General features: G+C 62.9%; 21 protein-coding genes. 9 read left to right on the forward strand and 12 right to left on the reverse strand.

Annotated elements, in window-relative coordinates; all coding sequences use genetic code 11:
- The 3 genes from FJ490_RS04090 to FJ490_RS04100 form a co-directional block, all read right to left on the reverse strand.
- Positions 1-951, reverse strand: coding sequence for a phosphatidate cytidylyltransferase (locus FJ490_RS04090; protein ID WP_140494172.1), 951 nt, complete (start codon positions 949-951; stop codon positions 1-3).
- Complete coding sequence (locus FJ490_RS04095) at positions 948-1,586, reverse strand: lysophospholipid acyltransferase family protein (protein ID WP_140583778.1); 639 nt, start codon at positions 1,584-1,586, stop codon at positions 948-950. Before FJ490_RS04095 ends, FJ490_RS04090 begins: the two co-directional genes overlap by 4 nt.
- A 158-nt stretch (positions 1,587-1,744) precedes the next feature.
- A complete protein-coding gene (locus tag FJ490_RS04100) occupies positions 1,745-2,188 on the reverse strand; it encodes a MarR family transcriptional regulator (protein ID WP_140494170.1) in 444 nt (147 codons plus the stop codon).
- Between the two features lie 99 nt (positions 2,189-2,287).
- Here FJ490_RS04100 and hmgA point away from each other — a divergent pair, with 99 nt between their 5' ends.
- From hmgA to FJ490_RS04115, 3 genes are all read left to right on the forward strand, one after another.
- Complete coding sequence (hmgA, locus tag FJ490_RS04105; RefSeq protein ID WP_140631486.1) at positions 2,288-3,601, forward strand: homogentisate 1,2-dioxygenase; 1,314 nt, start codon at positions 2,288-2,290, stop codon at positions 3,599-3,601.
- A 118-nt stretch (positions 3,602-3,719) separates the two neighbouring features.
- Positions 3,720-4,733, forward strand: a complete 1,014-nt coding sequence (locus tag FJ490_RS04110) for a fumarylacetoacetate hydrolase family protein (protein WP_140670060.1) — start codon at positions 3,720-3,722, stop codon at positions 4,731-4,733.
- A gap of 19 nt (positions 4,734-4,752) precedes the next feature.
- Positions 4,753-5,289 carry a DinB family protein gene (locus FJ490_RS04115; protein ID WP_140494164.1) on the forward strand — a complete coding sequence of 179 codons (537 nt, stop codon included), beginning with the start codon at positions 4,753-4,755 and terminating at the stop codon, positions 5,287-5,289.
- A gap of 9 nt (positions 5,290-5,298) precedes the next feature.
- Here the strand turns inward: FJ490_RS04115 and FJ490_RS04120 are convergent, their stop codons facing one another.
- The 3 genes from FJ490_RS04120 to hppD form a co-directional block, all read right to left on the reverse strand.
- Positions 5,299-5,676 (reverse strand): type II toxin-antitoxin system VapC family toxin, encoded by a 378-nt coding sequence (locus FJ490_RS04120; RefSeq protein ID WP_140494162.1) that lies wholly within the window; start codon positions 5,674-5,676, stop codon positions 5,299-5,301.
- Positions 5,673-5,897 carry a type II toxin-antitoxin system prevent-host-death family antitoxin gene (locus tag FJ490_RS04125; protein WP_023813589.1) on the reverse strand — a complete coding sequence of 75 codons (225 nt, stop codon included), beginning with the start codon at positions 5,895-5,897 and terminating at the stop codon, positions 5,673-5,675. Before FJ490_RS04125 ends, FJ490_RS04120 begins: the two co-directional genes overlap by 4 nt.
- A 70-nt stretch (positions 5,898-5,967) precedes the next feature.
- On the reverse strand, positions 5,968-7,080 hold the full coding sequence (gene hppD, locus FJ490_RS04130; protein WP_140515607.1) for a 4-hydroxyphenylpyruvate dioxygenase: 1,113 nt from the start codon (positions 7,078-7,080) through the stop codon (positions 5,968-5,970).
- Between the two features lie 138 nt (positions 7,081-7,218).
- On the opposite strand from hppD, the gene FJ490_RS04135 reads away from it, so the two are divergent.
- Positions 7,219-7,686 carry an Lrp/AsnC family transcriptional regulator gene (locus FJ490_RS04135; protein ID WP_140494158.1) on the forward strand — a complete coding sequence of 156 codons (468 nt, stop codon included), beginning with the start codon at positions 7,219-7,221 and terminating at the stop codon, positions 7,684-7,686.
- Here the strand turns inward: FJ490_RS04135 and FJ490_RS04140 are convergent.
- The 4 genes from FJ490_RS04140 to aztA all read right to left on the reverse strand — a co-directional run bounded on the left by FJ490_RS04140 (position 7,683) and on the right by aztA (position 10,844).
- Positions 7,683-8,021, reverse strand: a complete 339-nt coding sequence (locus tag FJ490_RS04140) for a TIGR01244 family sulfur transferase (RefSeq protein WP_140494156.1) — start codon at positions 8,019-8,021, stop codon at positions 7,683-7,685. The two genes, FJ490_RS04135 and FJ490_RS04140, sit on opposite strands and share 4 nt — an antisense overlap.
- A gap of 144 nt (positions 8,022-8,165) precedes the next feature.
- Positions 8,166-9,107: a zinc ABC transporter substrate-binding protein AztC gene (gene aztC, locus FJ490_RS04145; RefSeq protein ID WP_140583772.1), complete on the reverse strand. Its 942-nt coding sequence runs from the start codon at positions 9,105-9,107 to the stop codon at positions 8,166-8,168.
- A gap of 28 nt (positions 9,108-9,135) precedes the next feature.
- The gene (aztB, locus tag FJ490_RS04150; protein ID WP_140656300.1) at positions 9,136-10,011 is read right to left on the reverse strand and encodes a zinc ABC transporter permease AztB; all 876 of its coding nucleotides are present in this window, start codon (positions 10,009-10,011) and stop codon (positions 9,136-9,138) included.
- Positions 10,011-10,844 (reverse strand): zinc ABC transporter ATP-binding protein AztA, encoded by an 834-nt coding sequence (aztA, locus tag FJ490_RS04155; protein ID WP_140494152.1) that lies wholly within the window; start codon positions 10,842-10,844, stop codon positions 10,011-10,013. The genes aztB and aztA overlap by 1 nt, the downstream gene beginning before the upstream one ends.
- Before the next feature lie 220 nt (positions 10,845-11,064).
- Between aztA and FJ490_RS04160 the strand changes: the two genes are divergently transcribed.
- A complete protein-coding gene (locus FJ490_RS04160; RefSeq protein ID WP_056562755.1) occupies positions 11,065-11,409 on the forward strand; it encodes a RidA family protein in 345 nt (114 codons plus the stop codon).
- A 61-nt stretch (positions 11,410-11,470) separates the two neighbouring features.
- On the opposite strand, the gene hutC is transcribed toward FJ490_RS04160, so the two are convergent.
- Positions 11,471-12,217, reverse strand: coding sequence for a histidine utilization repressor (gene hutC, locus FJ490_RS04165; RefSeq protein WP_140557053.1), 747 nt, complete (start codon positions 12,215-12,217; stop codon positions 11,471-11,473).
- 13 nt (positions 12,218-12,230) lie between these two features.
- The gene (locus FJ490_RS04170) at positions 12,231-13,586 is read right to left on the reverse strand and encodes a formimidoylglutamate deiminase (RefSeq protein WP_140656159.1); all 1,356 of its coding nucleotides are present in this window, start codon (positions 13,584-13,586) and stop codon (positions 12,231-12,233) included.
- 96 nt (positions 13,587-13,682) lie between these two features.
- Here FJ490_RS04170 and hutI point away from each other — a divergent pair, with 96 nt between their 5' ends.
- The 4 genes from hutI to hutU all read left to right on the forward strand — a co-directional run bounded on the left by hutI (position 13,683) and on the right by hutU (position 19,040).
- Positions 13,683-14,915 (forward strand): imidazolonepropionase, encoded by a 1,233-nt coding sequence (hutI, locus tag FJ490_RS04175; protein ID WP_140728247.1) that lies wholly within the window; start codon positions 13,683-13,685, stop codon positions 14,913-14,915.
- Positions 14,912-16,447: a histidine ammonia-lyase gene (gene hutH / locus FJ490_RS04180; RefSeq protein ID WP_140728248.1), complete on the forward strand. Its 1,536-nt coding sequence runs from the start codon at positions 14,912-14,914 to the stop codon at positions 16,445-16,447. Before hutI ends, hutH begins: the two co-directional genes overlap by 4 nt.
- A gap of 70 nt (positions 16,448-16,517) precedes the next feature.
- On the forward strand, positions 16,518-17,333 hold the full coding sequence (gene hutG / locus FJ490_RS04185; RefSeq protein ID WP_140728249.1) for an N-formylglutamate deformylase: 816 nt from the start codon (positions 16,518-16,520) through the stop codon (positions 17,331-17,333).
- A 36-nt stretch (positions 17,334-17,369) separates the two neighbouring features.
- Positions 17,370-19,040, forward strand: coding sequence for a urocanate hydratase (hutU, locus tag FJ490_RS04190; protein ID WP_140728250.1), 1,671 nt, complete (start codon positions 17,370-17,372; stop codon positions 19,038-19,040).
- Positions 19,041-19,042 lie beyond the last annotated feature (2 nt).

Below are 19,042 nucleotides of genomic sequence, written 5' to 3' on the forward strand. Positions count from 1 at the left end.
TCATCCCGGTGACCAGAAATAACGAGTGAGATGGAAGAAGATCGGAGCGGAGAAAACCACCGAATCCAGCCGATCTATCAGGCCGCCATGGCCGTCGATCAGATGGCCCCAATCCTTCACGCCGCGGTCACGTTTGATGGCGGACATCACAAGGCCGCCGAAAAAACCCATCAGCGTGATCAGGAAGGCCATCGCGCCCGCCTGAAGCGGAGAGAACGGCGTGATCCACCACAGGCCAGCGCCGATGAGGCTGGCGCTTGCAACGCCGCCGAGGAAACCTTCAAGCGTCTTGGACGGCGAAAGCTTTGGTGCGATCTTCGTATGCCCGATCGCCTTTCCCCAGATGTATTGCAGTACGTCGCTCAATTGCACGACGATGACAAGGAAGGCTATCAGAAGCACATTGCGACCCTCGTAGCCGGGAATATGCAACGTCAGAAGAGCCGGGACGTGGGAGGCGCAGAAAACGCAGATCATCAACGCCCATTGCACCTCGGCAATTCGAACGAGGAAGTGCTGGGTGTCGCCCCGTGTGGCTGAGATGATTGGCATCAACAGGAAGGCGTAGACCGGGATGAAAACAGAAAAGATCCCGTAGTCCTCGATCCAGAGCAGCACATACTGTACCGGCAGCACGACGAAAAACGCCGTGGCCAGCGCCCAGTGGTCGGCACGCCGGGTGTTGGTCAGCGTCACGAATTCGCGAAGTGCGGCGAAGGAACAGAAGCCGAAGAGAAGCAGGACGCCGATCCGCCCGGCGATGAATGCTATGGCGATGAGGATCGCCATTACCCACCAGGCATTGATACGGGCGTTGAGGTTCTCGATGGCTGGGTTGGAGCCTTCCGGCGACAGCCGTCGCTCCAGGATATGCCCCACGAAAGAGGCCACGAGCAGGATCCCGCAGACGCCGAGCACGAGAACCATCATATCGAATTGGGTTGAGCTCATTCCGCTGCCTTTTTCGGTGCCAGCGCCAGCAGCGCCCCACGTGCCCGCTCGAGGAACATATCCTTGCTCTCGCCGTCAGCCAGGTGCATTGCCTCGCCGAACGTCACCGTGCAGATCAGCGGGATAGGCACGAATTCCCCTTTCGGCATCACCCGGTTGAGATTGGCGATCCATACCGGCACCAACTCGAAATCCGGGTGCGATGCCGCCAAATGGAACAGCCCGGACTTGAATGGCTGCAAGGACGCGTCGGATTGGTTGCGCGTGCCTTCCGGGAAGAGAATGAGCGAAGAGCCTTCTCTCATCGCCTCCCCCATGCTCTCGACGGGATCCATCGTGCGTCCATTGCGATTGCGCTCGATCAGGACGGCATTGAAAACGTCGCGGCCGATGAAGGCTCGGACTTTTGATTTCAGCCAGTAGTCGGCACCCGCTACGGGACGCACCCGCCGACGCAGGCGCGGCGGCAGAACAGCCCAGATCAGGATGAAATCGCCATGGCTGGAATGATTGGCAAAGAAGATCGAGCGACGCCGAGGCAATCTGCCTTCATGCCAAAACGGCCGCACAGCGGTGATGACTCTGGCAAACAGCAAGACGACCACGGCCACCGGCCTCGCGAGCAGCGACTTCATCCTTCCCCCCAATTCGCCCGTCGATGATCACTGGCTGACATACAGCGCTGAAAATCCGCCACCGAGCAAGCAGCGATCGAAAATGACCGCCAGACAGTCTCTGCTTCAAGGCGCTGTCGCGTCGAGCCACCGTCTCATATTCTATCTGCCGATAGCCGCTATCTCAGACCCAACGCGCTTTCCAATGACGCAACGCCTTTGACGATGGAGGCTTGCTGGTCGGCGCTCAGCTGGGCCAGCAGCTCCCGTTCGAAAGCCTTCGCCAGTGGCACCATCTCGCTATAGGCCGCAAGTCCGGCTCTGGTCAGCGCCAGGTGCTCGACGCGGCGATCGTTCTCGTCAGTGGTTCGGATGAGCCAGCGGCGACGCTCAAGCTCCGCCACGGCACGCGAAACCTTTGTCTTGTGCATCGCCGACTGCGCGCCGAGTTCCGTCGCGGTCATTGTGCCGCGCTGGCCAAGCCCCGAAAGCGTACGCCATTCCGGCCGTGTGAGGCCGTGACGCTCCTTGTAGATCCGAGAGAATTCGCGGCTCAGCGCATCGGCCAGCCGATACAGCCGGTAGGGCAGAAAGCTTTCGAGTTCCAGGATTTCGGATTCCATGACCAGCCATCGAGAAATGCCCGCGCACGGCATTGATAGTTACATTTTGGATGGTTACAAATGAAACCAATTTGGTCAAGCATTCGCGAGGAGGAAGCGATGGCCTTTTCCTACATGCCGGGTTTCGGTAACGATTTCGAAACCGAAAGCCTGCCGGGTTCGCTGCCGCAGGGGCGTAATTCACCGCAGCGGCCGGCCTACGGCCTCTATGCCGAGCAGCTCTCCGGTTCGCCCTTCACCGCGCCGCGCGGCACCAATGAGCGCTCCTGGCTTTACCGCATCAGGCCGAGCGTCAGACATACCGGGCGCTTCAAGTCGGTGAGCTATCCCTTCTGGAAAAGTGCGCCCAATGTCGGCGATCATGAGCTGGCGCTCGGCCAGTATCGCTGGAGCCCGGTGCCGATGCCGAAGGAGCCGACCGACTTCATCGCCGGCATGCGCTCGATCACCACCGCCGGCGACGTGCTTGGGCAGACCGGCATGGCGGCGCATGTCTATGTCGCCAACAGGTCGATGGTCGACGACCATTTCTTCAACGCCGACGGCGAGTTGCTGGTGGTGCCGCAGGTAGGCGCCTTGCGCTTCGTCACCGAGATGGGGGTCATCGAGCTCAGGCCCGGCGAGATCGCGGTCCTGCCGCGCGGCCTCGTGTTCAAGGTCGAACTGGTCGATGCCGAAGTGCGCGGCTATGTCTGCGAGAACTACGGCGCCAAGCTGACGATGCCCGACCGCGGCCCGATCGGCGCCAACTGCCTGGCCAATCCGCGCGATTTCAAGACGCCCTGCGCCTGGTTTGAGGAGAAGGAGACGCCCTGTCGGCTGATCGTCAAATGGTGCGGACATTTTCATGTCACGGAAATCGGCCATTCGCCCCTCGATGTGGTGGCGTGGCACGGCAACTATGCACCCTATAAATATGATCTGGCGGCGTTTTCGCCGGTTGGTGCGATCCTCTTTGACCACCCCGATCCGTCGATTTTCACGGTGCTGACGGCGCCGAGCGGCGAGGAGGGCACCGCCAACATCGATTTCGTCATCTTTCCGCCGCGCTGGCTGGTGGCGGAGGATACGTTCCGCCCGCCCTGGTATCACCGCAACATCATGAGCGAGTTCATGGGGCTGATTCACGGCCAGTACGACGCCAAGGAAGAAGGGTTCGTTCCAGGCGGCATCAGTCTGCACAATCTGATGCTGGCCCATGGCCCGGATGCACCTGGCTTCGAAAAGGCCTCGCGCGCGGATCTGAAACCGGTCAAGCTCGACAACACCATGGCCTTCATGTTCGAGACCCGGTTCTCGCAGATGCTGACCCGCTACGCTGCCGAACTCGACACCAGGCAGGACAATTACATCGACTGCTGGGCCGATCTGAAGAAGCGCTTCAATGGCACGCCCGAGGGCGATTGGTCCTGAAGGATCGCTGCCGCCGGAAAACTGCCTTCAGGAAAGTTGAGCCGGCGGCTTGACGATTGCCCATAACAGCCTTGTTGTGGGCCAAGCGGCGCAAGGCCGCGTCAGGAGAGGAAACCGCATGAAGCTTGCCACATTGAAGAACGGGACGCGCGACGGAAAGCTCGTCGTCGTCTCGCGCGATCTTACACGCTTCACCGATGCCTCCTTCCTGGTGCCGACGCTGCAGGCGGCGCTCGACGATTGGCGGCGGATTTCGCCGCATCTGGCCGCAATGGCGGAGTCGCTCGAGAGCAATGCGGTGCCGTCGGCGCGCTTTCACGAACATAATGCCCATTCGCCGCTGCCGCGCGCCTATCAATGGGCTGACGGTTCGGCCTATGTGAACCATGTCGAGCTGGTGCGAAAAGCACGCGGCGCCGAAATGCCGGCAAGCTTCTGGACCGACCCGCTGATCTATCAGGGCGGCTCCGACAGCTTCATCCCGCCGCGAGACCCGATCCGCACGGCCGACGAGGCCTTTGGCATCGACATGGAGGCGGAAGTCGCGGTCGTTGTCGATGATGTGCCGATGGGCGCTGGCCTTGAAAAAGCGTGGGAGGCGATTCGCCTGGTGATGCTGGTCAACGACGTGACGCTGCGTGCCATTACCGGACCGGAACTCGCCAAGGGGTTCGGCTTCTTTCAATCCAAGCCGTCCTCGGCCTTCTCGCCGGTCGCGGTGACGCCGGACGAGTTGGGCGAGGCCTGGGATGGCGGCAAGGTCAGCCTGCCGCTGCTTGCCGACCTCAACGGCAAACCTTTCGGCCGGGCGAATGCCGGCGTCGACATGACGTTCGATTTCCCCGCGCTCATCGTGCACGCGGCGAAAACACGGCCGCTGGCGGCCGGCACCATCATCGGCTCCGGCACCGTCTCCAACAAGCTCGGCGGTGAGCCTGGCAAGCCTGTCTCGGCCGGCGGCGCTGGCTATTCCTGCATCGCTGAACTGCGCATGATCGAGACCATCGAGAGCGGCGAGCCGAAGACGCCGTTTCTGCGTTTCGGCGACACGGTGCGCATAGAGATGAAGGACAAGGCCGGGCATTCGATCTTCGGCGCCATCGAGCAGACGGTCGAGAAATATGAAGGGTGAGGGCGCAAGAAGTTGAAGGATGAACCTGCTTGATCATCTGCGCCGAATGGCCCGCAACAACCGCTGGTCGAACGACCGGCTCTACCGCGCCGTGCTTATGCTGGGGCCTGGTGAATTCGAAGCCAATCGCATCAGCTTCTTCCCGTCGATAAGGGCGACGCTCAACCACATCCTTGCGGTCGATCTTCTCTATCTCGATTTTCTGGAGCAGGGCGGTATCGGCGCCGCGGTGTACGATGATTTCGTGCCGTTCGATAACGCAGCCGATTTGTCAGTGGCCCAGATCAAGTTCGACCGCAGGCTGATCACCTTCTGCGATGCCTTGTTGGAAGCCGACCTCGACCGCCATGTCATCACTGACCGGCGTGGAGACGGCATGATCCCGGAAAAGATCGGCGATATCCTCGCCCATGTTTTCCTGCATGACATCCACCATCGCGGCCAGGTGCACGCGATGCTGTCCGGCACGTCGGTCGCGCCGCCGCAACTCGACGAGTTCCTGCTCGATTATGATTTGAAGCTGAGGCAGGAGGAGGTTGGACGGCTGGGTTTGTGAGACCACTGCTTATGTCAGGGCGACGTCGTAGCGGGCGAAATGCGGGTCGGATGTCATGATGGTTAGTTTGTCCATTTGCGCCTGCGCAATCAGTAGTCTGTCGAATGGATCGCCATGGTGGTGGGGTAGGCCAGCGACAGCGTTCGCATGCTGGAAGGTGACGGCGAGCGGCTGAAATTGCATCCTTGGAAGCAGTGTTGGCAGATCATCCGGCGCATCGAGTTTTCTGATTGAGCGCTTGATGGCAATTTCCCAGACGCTTGCCGCGCTGGCGAACACCACCGCTTCCGAAGCCAGGATGGCGCGGTAGTGCTTGCTGAGACGTCGATCGTCCGAAATCGACCAAAGGATGATATGTGTATCGGCGAGAAACGGGCCGATCATCATTTGACGTACTCGTCCCATTCGGGGCCGAGTTCGTCAAAATCGTCCGCAATCCAGATCTTGCCTTTCAACGCGCCGATACGCGGCAAGGGTTCCGCCGCTGCCGGAGGCACGATACGCGCAGCCACCTTGCCGTGGCGCGTGAGTACAATCTCTTCACCGGCTTCCGCGCGGCTGACGAGTTCCGACAATTTGGCCTTGGCCTCGGCGATGGAAACATTCATGGCTCGATCCTTTGTGACCATAATTTAGGTCATAATTTATCGAACCGCAAGTCACCTGGTCGGGATCGATCTACTCCGCGGCCTGCACCTTGATCACGCCGCGCTTGATCTGGTCCTGCTCGATCGATTCGAACAGTGCGCGGAAATTGCCTTCGCCAAAGCCTTCGTCGCCTTTGCGCTGGATGAATTCGAAGAAGATCGGTCCGATCACGGTCTTGGAGAAGATCTGCAAGAGGATCTTCGTCGTGCCGCCGTCGACCACGCCTTCACCGTCGATCAAAATGCCATGCTTCTTCATGCGCTCGATCGGCTCGTCATGGCCGTTCACGCGTGCATGCGACATCTCGTAATAGGTCTCCGGCGGGCCGGGCATGAATTTCAGCCCATTGGCGGCAAGCTTGTCGGTGGCCTCGTAGATCGCGTCGGTGCCCACCGCTATGTGCTGGATGCCCTCGCCATTGTACTTCTTCAGATATTCGGCGATCTGGCTGGTGTCGTCCTTGGACTCGTTGAGCGGAATGCGGATCTTGCCGCAGGGCGAGGTGATCGCCCGGCTGACCAGCCCGGTGATCTTGCCGTCGATGTCGAAGAAATGGATCTGCTTGAAGCCAAACAGGTCGCGGTAGAAATCCCACCATTTGTCCATGTTGCCGCGGTAGACATTATGCGTGAGGTGGTCGAGGAAATAGAAGCCGACGCCTTCCGGCCTGGGGTCGCGTTTGCCCAGCCATTCGAATTCGGCATCATAGGCCGAACCCCTCTCGCCATAGGTTTCGATGAAGTAGAGCAGCGAGCCGCCGATGCCAACGATCGCCGGCACGTCAAGCGTCTTGTCGGCGCCTTCGTAAGGCGTGGCTCCTTTCGATACCGCGTGTTCGAAGGCATGCTTGGCGTCCACGACCCGCCACGCCATCGAGGAGGCGCATGGGCCATGCTTGTCGACGAACTTCATCGCATGCGAGCTGGGCTCGGCGTTGACGACATAGTTGATGTCGCCTTGCCGCCAGACGGTGATGTCCTTCGTGCGATGCCTGGCCACGGCTACGTAGCCCATGCGGGTGAACAACTCGGCCAGCTTCCGCGGCTCCGGATGCGCGAATTCGACGAACTCGAAACCGTCGGTGCCGGCGGGGTTGGTCTTGCTGATCTTGGCGGGCGGGGCGTCGTGCGGGAAGGGACCCATGATAATCCTCCGGAAGCTGGCTTGGCCTGGATGGGCCATCTCAACTCATCATAGCGCGGGCAGGTCGCACGGTGCTTGCATTCAAACGCTTGAAATGTTTATCTGATGCATGAAATGTGCATGGTTTTTGGAAGTATCATGAATGATACGCGTCTTGATCAGTTTGATCGCAAGATATTGGCGCTGTTGCAGTGTGACGCACGGCTCACCAACAACGACCTTTCGGAGCGGGTGAACCTCTCGGCCTCGCAATGCTCGCGCCGCCGCCAGCGGCTTGAGGAGGACGGCTATATCAAGGGCTATCGCGCCGTGCTTGACCGCGACCGGCTGGGCTTTTCGCTGGTCAACGTCATCTCGGTGACCTTGGCCACTCACAACCGCGACAATGCGCGGCGCTTCGGCGAACTGGTGGCGCGGCTGCCCGAAGTGCAGGAGGCGCACGCGCTGACCGGCGAAATGGATTATATCCTGAAGGTGGTTACGCCCGACCTGAAATCATTGTCGGAGTTCGTCAATGGCGTGCTCTTGCCCCACGAATCCGTGCAGCACGTCAAGACGGCGATTGTGCTCGAGACGCTCAAGGAGACGGGCGCGCTGCCAATCTAACCCTTCGACTGCTGAATCAGCCCATAGAGATTGGTGCAGCGGGCGCCGGAACGGCAGTAGGCGAACACCGGGCCTTCCAGCTCGTCGAGCGCTTGTCCCTGGTCCTCGACATTCTCCGCGGTGATCTGGCCGCTGATGACGGGAATGTAGCGGAAGGCAAGCCCGGCAGCCTCGACTGCGGCCTTGAGCGTGTCGGCCGAAGGCTGGCCGGGCTGCTCGTCGTCCGGCCGGTTGCAGATCACGCTCTTGAAGCCTGCTGCCTTGATGGCGGCGACGTCCTCGGGCTGGATCTGGCCCGAGACCGAATAGTCCTCGCTGATCTCGCGGTATTCCATTGTGGTGTCCTCGCAATCTGGTTGGGCAGTCTTGCCACTCCCCGCCACGGCCGGCAATCCACGCCGAGGGATTTCTCTGCCAAATAGCGAGTGCTGACCGGAAAATCCAACCGGGCCGCGAGGGCCCGGTTGGGTCGGAGCGGCTCAACTGCCGAGGATCGCGCCTTTGATCTGCGTGATGTTGTTGTGCATCATGTCGACATAGGTCGAGGCCGGGCCGTCGGGCTGCGACAGCGCGTCGGAATAGAGCGTGCCGCCGACCTTGATGCCGGTCTCGCTGGCGATCTGCTCGATCAGGCGCGGATTGGTGATGTTCTCGACGAAGATCGCCGCCGCTTTGTCCTGCTTGACCTGCTCGACCAGCTTGGCGACGTCGGCGGCCGACGGTTCGGAGTCCGTCGAGACGCCCTCCGGCGCTAGGAAGGTCAGGCCGTATTCGTGCTCGAAATAGCCGAACGCGTCATGCGAGGTGATGACAACGCGTTTTGCCTCGGGGATGGACTGGATCGCCGCCTTCACTTCACCTTCGAGCGCGTCGAGCTTCTTTGTGTAAGCCGCGGCGTTGGTCTGGTAGCTGACGCAGCCATCATTGTCGGCCGCGCAGAACGCTTCGGCAATGTTCTTCACATAGATCTTGGCGTTGGCGATCGACTGGAAGGCATGTGGGTCGGCGACCGTCTTGCCGCCGCCTGTACCCGCGCCCTCCGCCGCGTCCGCATCGGCGAATTCCGGTTTGAAGTCGATCGCCGCCACGCCCTTGGTCAGGGTGACGATCGAGGCCTTGGTGGCGCTGGCATCGACCAGCCGCTGTAGAAAGCCCTCGAAATGCAGGCCGTTGACCAGCACCAGATCGGCGCCCGCCATGGCTACCGCATCAGCCGGGCTCGGCTCGTAGACATGCGCATCGCCGTCGGGTCCCACGATGGTGGTGATGTTGACGCGGTCGCCGCCAACATTCCTGGCGAAATCGGCAATGACGGTAAAACTTGCGACCACTTTCAAGGGCGCCGCAAAGGCCGACGACGCGTCGAGAGCAGTTAATGTTATAACGCTCATCGTAAGGGCGGCGCGGATCGATTTCAACATGGGCGGTCTCCTTGGAGGCTGGGGTGGATCAGGCCGTCCGATGACGGTGATGGACGATGCGGGCGCGCAGCGCGCCGCGCGTGCCGAACAGGATCGAGGCGAAATAGACGACGCCTGCCGACAGGATGATCGCCGGGCCTGAGGGCAGCGAGGCGTGGTAGGACAGAAGCAGTCCGGCGATGCAGGAGGCAAAGCCGATCAGCACGGCCAGCACGCACATCGGTTCGACGCGCACGGTCCAGAAACGGGCCGCGGCGGCCGGCAGCATCATCAGTCCGACCGACAGAAGCGTGCCCAGCGCCTGGAAGCCGCTAACGAGGTTGAGCACGACGAGGCCGAGGAAAATGAAATGCACCGGACTGCCCCACCGGCTGACCGAGCGCAGGAACAGCGGGTCGAGGCATTCGGCGACCAAGGCCCGCCAGAAGACGGCGAGACTGGCAAGCGTCACCAGCACGATGCCGCCGATCAGCGTCAGCGCTTCATCGTTGAGCGCCAGCACCGTACCGAACAGCACATGCATGAGGTCGACGCTGGAGCCACGGACCGAAACCATCAGCACGCCGACGGCGAGCGAAATCAGGTAGAAGGCGGCCATCGAGGCGTCTTCGCGCTGGATGGTGAATCGCGAGACGGCGCCCGCGCCGAGTGCAACGACGATGCCGGCGATCAGGCCGCCAATGGTCATCGGCAGGATTTCCAGCCCGTAAAGCAGGAAGCCGGCGGCGGCGCCCGGCAGGATCGCGTGCGCCATGGCGTCGCCCGAGAGGCTCATGCGCCGCAACATCAGGAACACACCGACCGGACAGGCGCCGAGCGACAGCATCAGCGAGCCGAACAGCGCCCGCTGCATGAAGGCGAAATCGGCGAAAGGCGCGATGAAGAGTTCGTAGAAGACGTTCATCATGCAGCCCTTGGTCCGGCGCCATGATGGTGGTGACGATCCTGTGCATGGGCAGGCTCATCATGATTGTGATCATGTCCGTCATGGTCATGATCGGGTCCGCCCGGCTCGCACCATGGCGCGTTCTCTTCCCACGCTTCATGGAAGCGCCTGGCCCGCAGGAGATTCTCAGGCCGCAGCGTCTCCTTCGTCTCGCCCCAGGCGACAGGCTGGCGGGCCAGCAGCAGCGTTTCGGGAAAATTCTGCCGGACAAGGTCGAGGTCGTGGACGACGACCATGATTGTGCGTTCCTCGCCATGCCAGCGCTTGATCAGCGCAATAAGATCGCCCATCGTCTTTGCATCGACGGCGTTGAACGGCTCGTCGAGCAGGATTAGATCCGCATCCTGCAACAGCACGCGGGCAAACAAGGTGCGCTGCAACTGGCCGCCCGACAGCGTGTCGATCGGGCGGGTCTCGAAGCCGCCAAGGCCGACCGCCATCAACGCCTCGCTGACGGATTGGCGATCCTCCTTGGTATGGCGGCCGAGCAGCCCGCGTTTCGGCCACAGGCCGAGCGAGACCAGATCGACGACCCGGGCCGGAAAGCTGCGGTCGAGTTCCGACTGCTGCGGCAGATAGGCGGCGCGCACGCCAGGCGCCCGCGTCACAGCGCCGGCCATCGGCTTCAGCACGCCGACGATACCCTTCATCAACGTCGACTTGCCCGAACCATTGGCGCCAACGACGGCGGTCAGCGAGCCTTTGCGTATGATGCCGTCCAGATGATGGATCGCCGGATGGCTGTTATAGCCAAGCGTCAAGTCACGGAATGTCAGGCAGGTTTCGGTCATTTGACGGTCCGTGGGGCGGTAGTGCGGCTGCCGGGCAGCGCCGATTGGATATGTGATGTTATTACATTAGTCAACAAGCCAATCGAGCGGAATTGTGGCTGCCGGCTCAACTTGCCGTGACTCTCCGGCGCCGCTGGTCCAAGGGGATTTGGAACGCTCGGCCTTGCCCGAAGCCGGTGCCAACTTTAAAGAGGCGCGATCACAAAGGAAGGAAACTCCCATGAGCATTCGTCGCATCGATGTTGGCCCACGCATGAGCCAGATCGTCATTCACGGCAATACCGTCTATCTGGCCGGCCAGGTTGGGGAGCCGGGCGGTAATGTCGCCTCGCAGACCCGCGATATTCTGGCGACGATCGACGAATTGTTGGCCAAGGCCGGCACCGACAAGACCAAGATCGTCCAGGCGATCATCTGGCTGGCCGACATGGGTACTTTCGCCGAGATGAACTCGGAATGGGACAAGTGGGTGCCCCAGGGCCACACGCCCGCTCGCGCCACCGGCGAAGCCAAGCTCGCCGGTCCGGAATATCTGGTCGAGATCATTATCACCGCGGCTATCTGAGGCGCTGCGCTTTCCCTTCTCCCCTTCCTTGCGAGGCAAAAAGGGGAGAAGGGAAGAGATGCTATCCGTGTGACGGCGTGAATCTTGCCACCAACGTGTGGCTCTCGGCTGCATAGGTGAAGCGCACATGGGTGACCGGGTGCTCGGCACTCCATGTCCGGCGCTCGACCACAAGACAGGCCGCACCAAGGCCGATGTCGAGGGCATCGGCAACACGCTCGTCGGCGGCAACAGCACGAATGCGATGCTCGGCCTCGCTCCACGGCACACGGCCGATCAGCCACGGGCCCGGTGCAATGTCGAGGAACTCTTCCTCGCCGGCTTCCGTGACGGCGGAGAGATTGATCAGCCGCTCTTCGAGCGCGAACGGCCGCTCTCCGGCGAAATGCAGGCATTCCAGCGATAGTACCCAACCCGAGGCAGAAAGCCCGAGCAGCGACCGGTCTTGCGCGCTGCTGCGCCGCTTCAGGCGCGCCAGCCGCTCATAGCGATAGGGCAGGCCGAGCGCTTCGACCTCGATCCTGATGTCGTGGATTTCCAGCACCGCCGCTTGCGATTGCGGCTGACGCACGAAGCTGCCTGAGCGCCGGCGGCGTTCGATCAGTCCTGACTTGGCAAGCTGCGACAGCGCCTTGTTCACCGTCATGCGCGAGCAATCATATTCGGCCGTCAGCTCGTGCTCGAACGGGATGCGATGCCCCGGCGCCCAGGCGCCGGACAGGATTTTCTCGCTTATGTCCGACAGGATGCGCTGATGCAGCGACACCGTCTCGCCGCCCTCCGTCTCCGCTGTCGCCACCATGCTCATGGGCTGTCCCTGATCAGCCTGCCGAAAGCGCGGTCATGACATTGCGGAAACACGCCGCGATGGCGTCGCGCCTGGCGTGCCTGCCGCCGCTGACTTGCTTTTGGCCGTGCACCCAGACGCAATCGACCTTGGTGCCGTTGGCGAAGATCCAGGCGTCGAGGATCGCGTCTCCGGTCTTGCCGGCAAGCGAAGCCTGGCTGTGGTCGAGCGATACGAGGTCGGCGGATGCGCCAATGGCGATCCGCGAGGCGCCGGCGCCAAGGGCGACGCTGCCGCCGTCAAGCGCTGCGTCGAACAGCGCGCGGCCGGTCGAGCCGCCGGCGACCGCCAGCACGTTGCGGGCGCGGTGGGCAAGACGCTGCGAATATTCGAGTTGCCGAAGTTCGTCCGGCAGCCCGATCAGCACGTTGGAATCGGAGCCGACGCCGAAGCGGCCGCCATGTTGCGCGAACAGCGGCGCCGCAAAAATGCCATCGCCGAGATTGGCTTCGGTGATCGGGCACAGCCCCGCGATCGCGCCGCTTTTTGCCATCGCCATGGTCTCGGCATCGGTCATATGGGTGGCATGGATCAGGCACCAGCGCCGGTCGACATTGGCATGGCCAAGCAGAAACTCGACTGGACGCGCGCCCGACCAGGCGATGCAGTCCTCGACCTCCTTCACTTGTTCCGCGACGTGGATGTGGATCGGTCCCTCCGGCGTCATCGCAGCGACTTGTCGCAACTCCTCGACCGTCGCCGCACGCAAACTATGGGGGGCGACGCCGATGACCGCTTGATTCAAGGTGCGAACGCATTCGCGACTTTTCTCAACCAGGCGTGAGAACCGGTTAACATCATTGAGAAATCTGCGCTGACCTTCGTTGGGAGCCGCGCCGCCGAAAGAAGAGTGTGCATAGAAGACCGGCAGCAGCGTCAAGCCTATGCCGGTTTCTGCGGCGGCGGCCGCGATGCGCTCGGCCATTTCGGCAATGTTGGCGTAGGGCTTTCCGTCGCGGTCGTGATGCAGATAATGAAATTCGCCCACACGCGAAAAGCCGGCCTCCAGCATCTCGACATAGAGCTGGGCGGCTACCGCCTCGACCTGGTCGGGCGTCATCGACAGCGCGAAACGGTACATCACCTCGCGCCAACTCCAGAAACTGTCGGCCGACGGGCCGCGCAACTCGGCAAGTCCGGCCATGCCGCGCTGGAACGCGTGGCTATGCAGGTTGGGCATGCCCGGCAGGACGATGGCGTGGCGCTCGTCGCCGGTGTTCGGCGCAACCCCGGCGTCGATTGCCGCAACGCGGCCTCCGCCCAGGGCGATGCGCACATTGCTTCGCCAGCCTTCCGGCAGAAGCGCCTGTTCCGCAAAGATCGCCGTCACGTTGTTCTCCGAATCCTGGCTTATGATGACAATAGCACTTGCGGTGCTTTTTAATATGTATATACATAACCGCCATCCTTTCAAAGGGAAAATATGATGGCTGGAGAAAGCAGGAGCCGGGCGGCGGCGGTTCGCATATGGCGCAATGCGCGCCTGGCGACTTTTGCCGAAGGGGCAGGGCAGGGCGTCGTCGAAAAGGGCGCCGTCGCCGCGCGTGACGGCATCATCGTCTATGCCGGCGCCGAAGCCGATATTCCGGCGGCGTTCGAGCAGCGTGCCGAGATCGTCGATTGCGAGGGCCGCTGGATCACGCCCGGCCTGATCGACTGCCACACCCATCTCGTCCATGCCGGCGACCGCGCCAACGAGTTCGAGATGCGGCTGGCCGGCGCCACCTATGAGGAGGTCGCCAGGGCCGGCGGCGGCATCGTCTCGTCGGTTAGGGCCTTGCGTGCCGCGGGTGAGGACGAACTGGTCGCTCAGACACTGCCGCGTCTCGATGCGCTGATCGCCGAGGGCGCCACCACCGTCGAGGTCAAGTCCGGCTATGGCCTTGACCTGGAAAACGAGAAAAAGTCGCTGCGCGCGGCGCGCCGCCTGGGCGCCGAGCGCCCGGTGACGATCCGCACGACCTTTCTCGGCGCCCATGCCTTGCCGCCGGAAGCCAAGGGCGACAAGGACGCCTTCATCGATCTCATCACCGCCACGATCCTGCCGGCCATTGCTGCCGACGGGCTTGCCGACGCCGTCGATGGTTTCTGCGAAGGCATCGCGTTTTCGGTCGAGCAGATGGCACGGGTCTTCGAAGCCGCAAAGGCGCTTGGCCTGCCGGTAAAGCTCCATGCCGACCAATTGTCGAACCTGCATGGCGCCGAACTCGCCGCGCGCTATGGCGCGTTGTCGGCCGATCATCTCGAATACACCGATGAGGCAGGCGCGGCGGCAATGGCTGCATCGGGCAGCGTGGCGGCGATCCTGCCCGGCGCCTACTATTTTATTCGCGAAACGAAGAAACCTCCGATCGAATTATTCCGCAGGCATGACGTCAGGATGGCCGTCGCCACCGACAACAATCCCGGCACCTCGCCGCTGACGTCGTTGCTGCTGACCATGAACATGGCGGCGACCTTGTTCGGCATGACGGTCGATGAATGCCTCGCGGGCGTGACCCGCGAAGCCGCCCGCGCACTGGGTCTGCTCGGACAGACCGGCACGCTGGAGGCGGGGAAATCCGCCGATCTAGCGATCTGGAGCATCGAGCGCCCTGCCGAACTCGTCTACCGCATGGGCTTCAACCCCTTGCACGCGCGCATCTGGAGAGGACAATGACCGAACTCGTACTGAAACCCGGCAACGTGACCCTGGCCGACTGGCGCGCCATCTATCGCGGCGCCGTGCCCAGGCTCGACGATGCCTGCCGGCCAAGGATCAAGGCGAGTGCGGAGGCTGTCGCACGCATCGTCGCCAAGGGCGAGCCGGTCTATGGCATCAACACCGGTTTCGGCAAACTGGCCAGCGTCCGCATTCCTGCCCAGGATCTCGAAACGCTCCAGCGCAACATCGTGCTCTCGCACGCCGCCGGCGTCGGCGAGCCGATGCCGGTCGCTGTTTGCAGGCTGATGATGGCCCTGAAGCTTGCCAGCCTGGCGCAAGGCGCCTCCGGTGTGCGGTCGCGTACCATCGAGCTGCTGGAAGCGATGCTGGCCAACGATGTCATCCCGGTGGTGCCGGCGCAAGGTTCGGTCGGCGCCTCCGGCGACCTCGCGCCCCTGGCGCACATGACGGCCGTGATGGTCGGCGTCGGCGAATGCTTCACCCCGCATGGCCGCTTCCCGGCCAAGGTCGCCTTCGTGTCGCATGGGCTGGAGCCTGTCATCCTTGGCGCCAAGGAAGGGCTGGCGCTGCTTAACGGCACGCAATTCTCGACCGCCTACGCGCTGGCGGCCCTGTTCGAGGCCGAGGTTCTCTACCAGTCGGCACTGGTCGCGGGTGCATTGTCCACCGACGCCGCGAGGGGCTCGGACGCCCCCTTCGATCCGCGCATCCATCTCTTGAGAAGGCATCGCGGCCAGATCGAGACGGCGGATGCGCTGCGCAGTCTGATGGCCGGCAGCGCCATCCGCGAATCCCACCGCGTCGGCGACGAACGCGTACAGGATCCCTATTGCCTGCGCTGCCAGCCGCAGGTGATGGGGGCGGCCCTCGACGTGTTGCGCAAGGCGGCCGACACGCTCGGCACGGAAGCCAATGGCGTCACCGACAATCCCTTGATCTTCGCCGAGGACGGCACGGCCTTGTCGGGCGGCAATTTCCATGCCGAGCCGGTGGCTTTCGCCGCCGACATGATTGCACTCGCCGTCTGCGAGATCGGCTCGCTGTCGGAGCGCCGCATCGCCATGCTGGTCGACCCTGCGCTGTCGGGCATGCCCGCCTTTTTGACGCCGAAGCCCGGCCTGAACTCCGGTTTCATGATCCCGCAGGTGACGGCGGCGGCACTGGTTTCCGAAAACAAGCAGAAGGCCTATCCAGCAAGCGTCGATTCGATCCCGACCTCGGCCAACCAGGAGGATCACGTCTCGATGGCCGCACATGGTGCGCGCCGGCTGATCGGCATGGTCGAGAACGCCACGGCCGTCATCGGCATCGAGTTGCTGGCCGCGACCCAGGGCTGCGATTTCCACGCGCCGCTCGCTTCCAGCACCGCACTCGAAGCGGTGCGCAAATTGGTCAGGGCGGAGGTGCCGCATCTCGACAACGACCGGCATTTCCATCCCGACATGGAGAAAGCCATCGCCATGGTGCGCAGCGGTGCAGCGGTGAAGGCGGCGAGCGCGGTGGCGCTGCCGGGAATTGCCTCATGAGAGTGCTTGGCATGGTAGGTTGCGTTCCTTCTCATCCCAGCCGTAGAGCTCCAACTTGCGGAGATCTCGCATGACACCTCCTTGGCTGACGGTAAATCAAGGCACCGCACCGCTGCTGGTTTCCATGCCGCACACCGGCATCGATCTCGCCGGTCTCGACAACCGGCTGGTCTCGAGCTGGCTTGGCCAGCGCGACTGCGACTGGTGGATCGACAAGCTCTATGATTTTGCCGCAGGTCTTGGCGCCACCGTCGTGCACACCGCCATCTCGCGCACCGTCATCGACGTCAATCGCGATCCGTCCGGGGCCTCGCTCTACCCTGGTCAGGCGACGACCGGGCTGTGCCCGACCGAAACCTTCGACGGCGATCCGCTCTACCGTACAGGCGAGGAACCGGGGCCGTCGGAAATCGACGAGCGCCGCCGAAAATTCTTCATGCCCTATCATGCCGCGCTCCAGGCCGAGATCGACCGGCTGCGCGGATTGCATGGCAAAATCGTCCTCTATGACTGCCACTCGATCCGCTCTGTGCTGCCGCGCCTGTTCGATGGCACGCTGCCGGTCTTCAATCTCGGCACCAATGACGGCAAGAGCACGGATCCGGCGCTGCAGGAAAAGGTCGCCGGGACCCTGGCCGAGACCGGCGAGACCTTCGTGGTCAACGGCCGCTTCAAGGGCGGTTGGATCACCCGCCATTTCGGCCAGCCGCAAAACGGCGTCCATGCGCTGCAGATGGAACTGTCCAACCGCGGCTACATGCGCGAGCCCGAAGGCAAGGGCGCGCCCGACAACTGGCCGGTGCCTTACGACGCCGCCTTCGCCGCGCCAATCCGCGCCACGCTGACATCCATCCTCGAGACCGCGATTTCGTGGGTCGAGAGCTGACGCCTCGCCGCACTCATCTGAAAGGGAAGTGACGACATGACCGATCCTCGCCACAACATCCGCGAAGTGCGCAGCCCCCGCGGCGACAAGCTCAATGCCAGGTATTGGACGACCGAAGCGCCGCTGCGCATGCTGATGAACAATCTCGATCCCGATGTCGCCGAAAATCCCAACGAACTGGTCGTCTATGGCGGCATCGGCCGGGCGGCGCGCACCTGGAACGATTTCGACCGCATCGCCGCTTCGCTGAAGACGCTTGGCGAGGACGAGACGCTGCTGGTGCAGTCCGGCAAGCCGGTCGGCGTCTTCCGCACCCATCCGGACGCGCCGCGCGTTTTGATCGCCAACTCCAATTTGGTGCCGCATTGGGCGACCTGGGAGAAATTCAACGAGCTCGATAGGAAAGGCCTGATGATGTACGGCCAGATGACGGCCGGCTCGTGGATCTATATCGGCACGCAAGGCATCGTGCAGGGCACCTACGAGACCTTCGTCGAAGCCGGACGCCAGCACTATGGCGGCGATCTCAGGGGCAAATGGATCCTGACTGGCGGCCTCGGCGGCATGGGCGGCGCGCAGCCTCTCGCCGCCGTCATGGCCGGCGCCTGCTGCCTGGCCGTCGAATGCGATCCCGACCGCATCGATTTCCGGCTGCGCACCCGCTATGTCGACGAGCGGGCGGACACGCTTGACGAGGCGCTGGAGAAGATCGAGCGCTGGACCAGGGCGGGCGAGCCGAAATCGGTCGGCCTGGTCGGCAACACCGCCGATATCGTGCCGGAACTGGTGCGGCGCGGCGTGCGCCCCGACATGGTCACCGACCAGACTTCGGCGCACGATCCGTTGAACGGCTATCTGCCCAAGGGCTGGACGCTCGCCGAGTGGCGCGAGAAGCGCACGTCCGACCCGAAAGCAGTCGAGAAAGCCGCCCGCGCCTCGATGCGCGAGCATGTCGAGGCGATGGTGGCCTTCTGGAACGCCGGCGTGCCGACGCTCGACTACGGCAACAACATCCGCCAGGTCGCCAAGGAAGAAGGCTTCGAGAACGCCTTTGCCTTTCCCGGTTTCGTGCCGGCCTATATCCGCCCGCTGTTCTGCCGCGGCATCGGCCCGTTCCGCTGGGCGGCCCTTTCCGGCGACCCGCAGGACATCTATAAGACCGATGCCAAGGTGCGCGAACTGACGCCCGGCAACACCCATTTGCACAACTGGCTGGACATGGCGCGCGAGCGCATCGCCTTCCAGGGCTTGCCGGCGCGCATCTGCTGGGTCGGCCTCGGCGACCGCCACCGGCTGGGCCTCGCCTTCAACGAGATGGTCGCCAAAGGCGAACTCAAGGCGCCTGTCGTCATCGGCCGCGACCATCTCGATTCCGGCTCGGTCGCCTCGCCGAACCGCGAGACAGAGGCGATGAAGGACGGCTCGGATGCTGTTTCCGACTGGCCGCTGCTCAACGCTCTGCTCAACACGGCATCGGGCGCTACCTGGGTGTCGCTGCACCATGGCGGCGGTGTCGGCATGGGCTTTTCCCAGCATGCAGGCATGGTCATCGTCGCGGACGGCACGCCTGAGGCAGCCAGGCGCCTGGAGCGGGTGCTATGGAATGATCCGGCGACCGGCGTCATGAGGCACGCCGACGCCGGCTACGACATCGCCATCGATTGCGCCAGGGAGCATCAGCTCAATTTGCCCGGCATTCTGGGATAGTA

The sequence above is a fragment of the Mesorhizobium sp. B2-5-11 genome, from assembly GCF_006440835.1.
In the GTDB taxonomy this organism is placed as follows: domain Bacteria; phylum Pseudomonadota; class Alphaproteobacteria; order Rhizobiales; family Rhizobiaceae; genus Mesorhizobium.

Coding starts and splice junctions, on each gene's coding strand:
- FJ490_RS04090 (WP_140494172.1), bottom strand. CDS start 951: ATGAGCTCAACCCAATTCGATATGATGGTTCTCGTGCTCGGCGTCTGC.
- FJ490_RS04095 (WP_140583778.1), bottom strand. CDS start 1,586: ATGAAGTCGCTGCTCGCGAGGCCGGTGGCCGTGGTCGTCTTGCTGTTT.
- FJ490_RS04100 (WP_140494170.1), bottom strand. CDS start 2,188: ATGGAATCCGAAATCCTGGAACTCGAAAGCTTTCTGCCCTACCGGCTG.
- hmgA (WP_140631486.1), top strand. CDS start 2,288: ATGGCCTTTTCCTACATGCCGGGTTTCGGTAACGATTTCGAAACCGAA.
- FJ490_RS04110 (WP_140670060.1), top strand. CDS start 3,720: ATGAAGCTTGCCACATTGAAGAACGGGACGCGCGACGGAAAGCTCGTC.
- FJ490_RS04115 (WP_140494164.1), top strand. CDS start 4,753: ATGAACCTGCTTGATCATCTGCGCCGAATGGCCCGCAACAACCGCTGG.
- FJ490_RS04120 (WP_140494162.1), bottom strand. CDS start 5,676: ATGATGATCGGCCCGTTTCTCGCCGATACACATATCATCCTTTGGTCG.
- FJ490_RS04125 (WP_023813589.1), bottom strand. CDS start 5,897: ATGAATGTTTCCATCGCCGAGGCCAAGGCCAAATTGTCGGAACTCGTC.
- hppD (WP_140515607.1), bottom strand. CDS start 7,080: ATGGGTCCCTTCCCGCACGACGCCCCGCCCGCCAAGATCAGCAAGACC.
- FJ490_RS04135 (WP_140494158.1), top strand. CDS start 7,219: ATGAATGATACGCGTCTTGATCAGTTTGATCGCAAGATATTGGCGCTG.
- FJ490_RS04140 (WP_140494156.1), bottom strand. CDS start 8,021: ATGGAATACCGCGAGATCAGCGAGGACTATTCGGTCTCGGGCCAGATC.
- aztC (WP_140583772.1), bottom strand. CDS start 9,107: ATGTTGAAATCGATCCGCGCCGCCCTTACGATGAGCGTTATAACATTA.
- aztB (WP_140656300.1), bottom strand. CDS start 10,011: ATGAACGTCTTCTACGAACTCTTCATCGCGCCTTTCGCCGATTTCGCC.
- aztA (WP_140494152.1), bottom strand. CDS start 10,844: ATGACCGAAACCTGCCTGACATTCCGTGACTTGACGCTTGGCTATAAC.
- FJ490_RS04160 (WP_056562755.1), top strand. CDS start 11,065: ATGAGCATTCGTCGCATCGATGTTGGCCCACGCATGAGCCAGATCGTC.
- hutC (WP_140557053.1), bottom strand. CDS start 12,217: ATGAGCATGGTGGCGACAGCGGAGACGGAGGGCGGCGAGACGGTGTCG.
- hutI (WP_140728247.1), top strand. CDS start 13,683: ATGGCTGGAGAAAGCAGGAGCCGGGCGGCGGCGGTTCGCATATGGCGC.
- hutH (WP_140728248.1), top strand. CDS start 14,912: ATGACCGAACTCGTACTGAAACCCGGCAACGTGACCCTGGCCGACTGG.
- hutG (WP_140728249.1), top strand. CDS start 16,518: ATGACACCTCCTTGGCTGACGGTAAATCAAGGCACCGCACCGCTGCTG.
- hutU (WP_140728250.1), top strand. CDS start 17,370: ATGACCGATCCTCGCCACAACATCCGCGAAGTGCGCAGCCCCCGCGGC.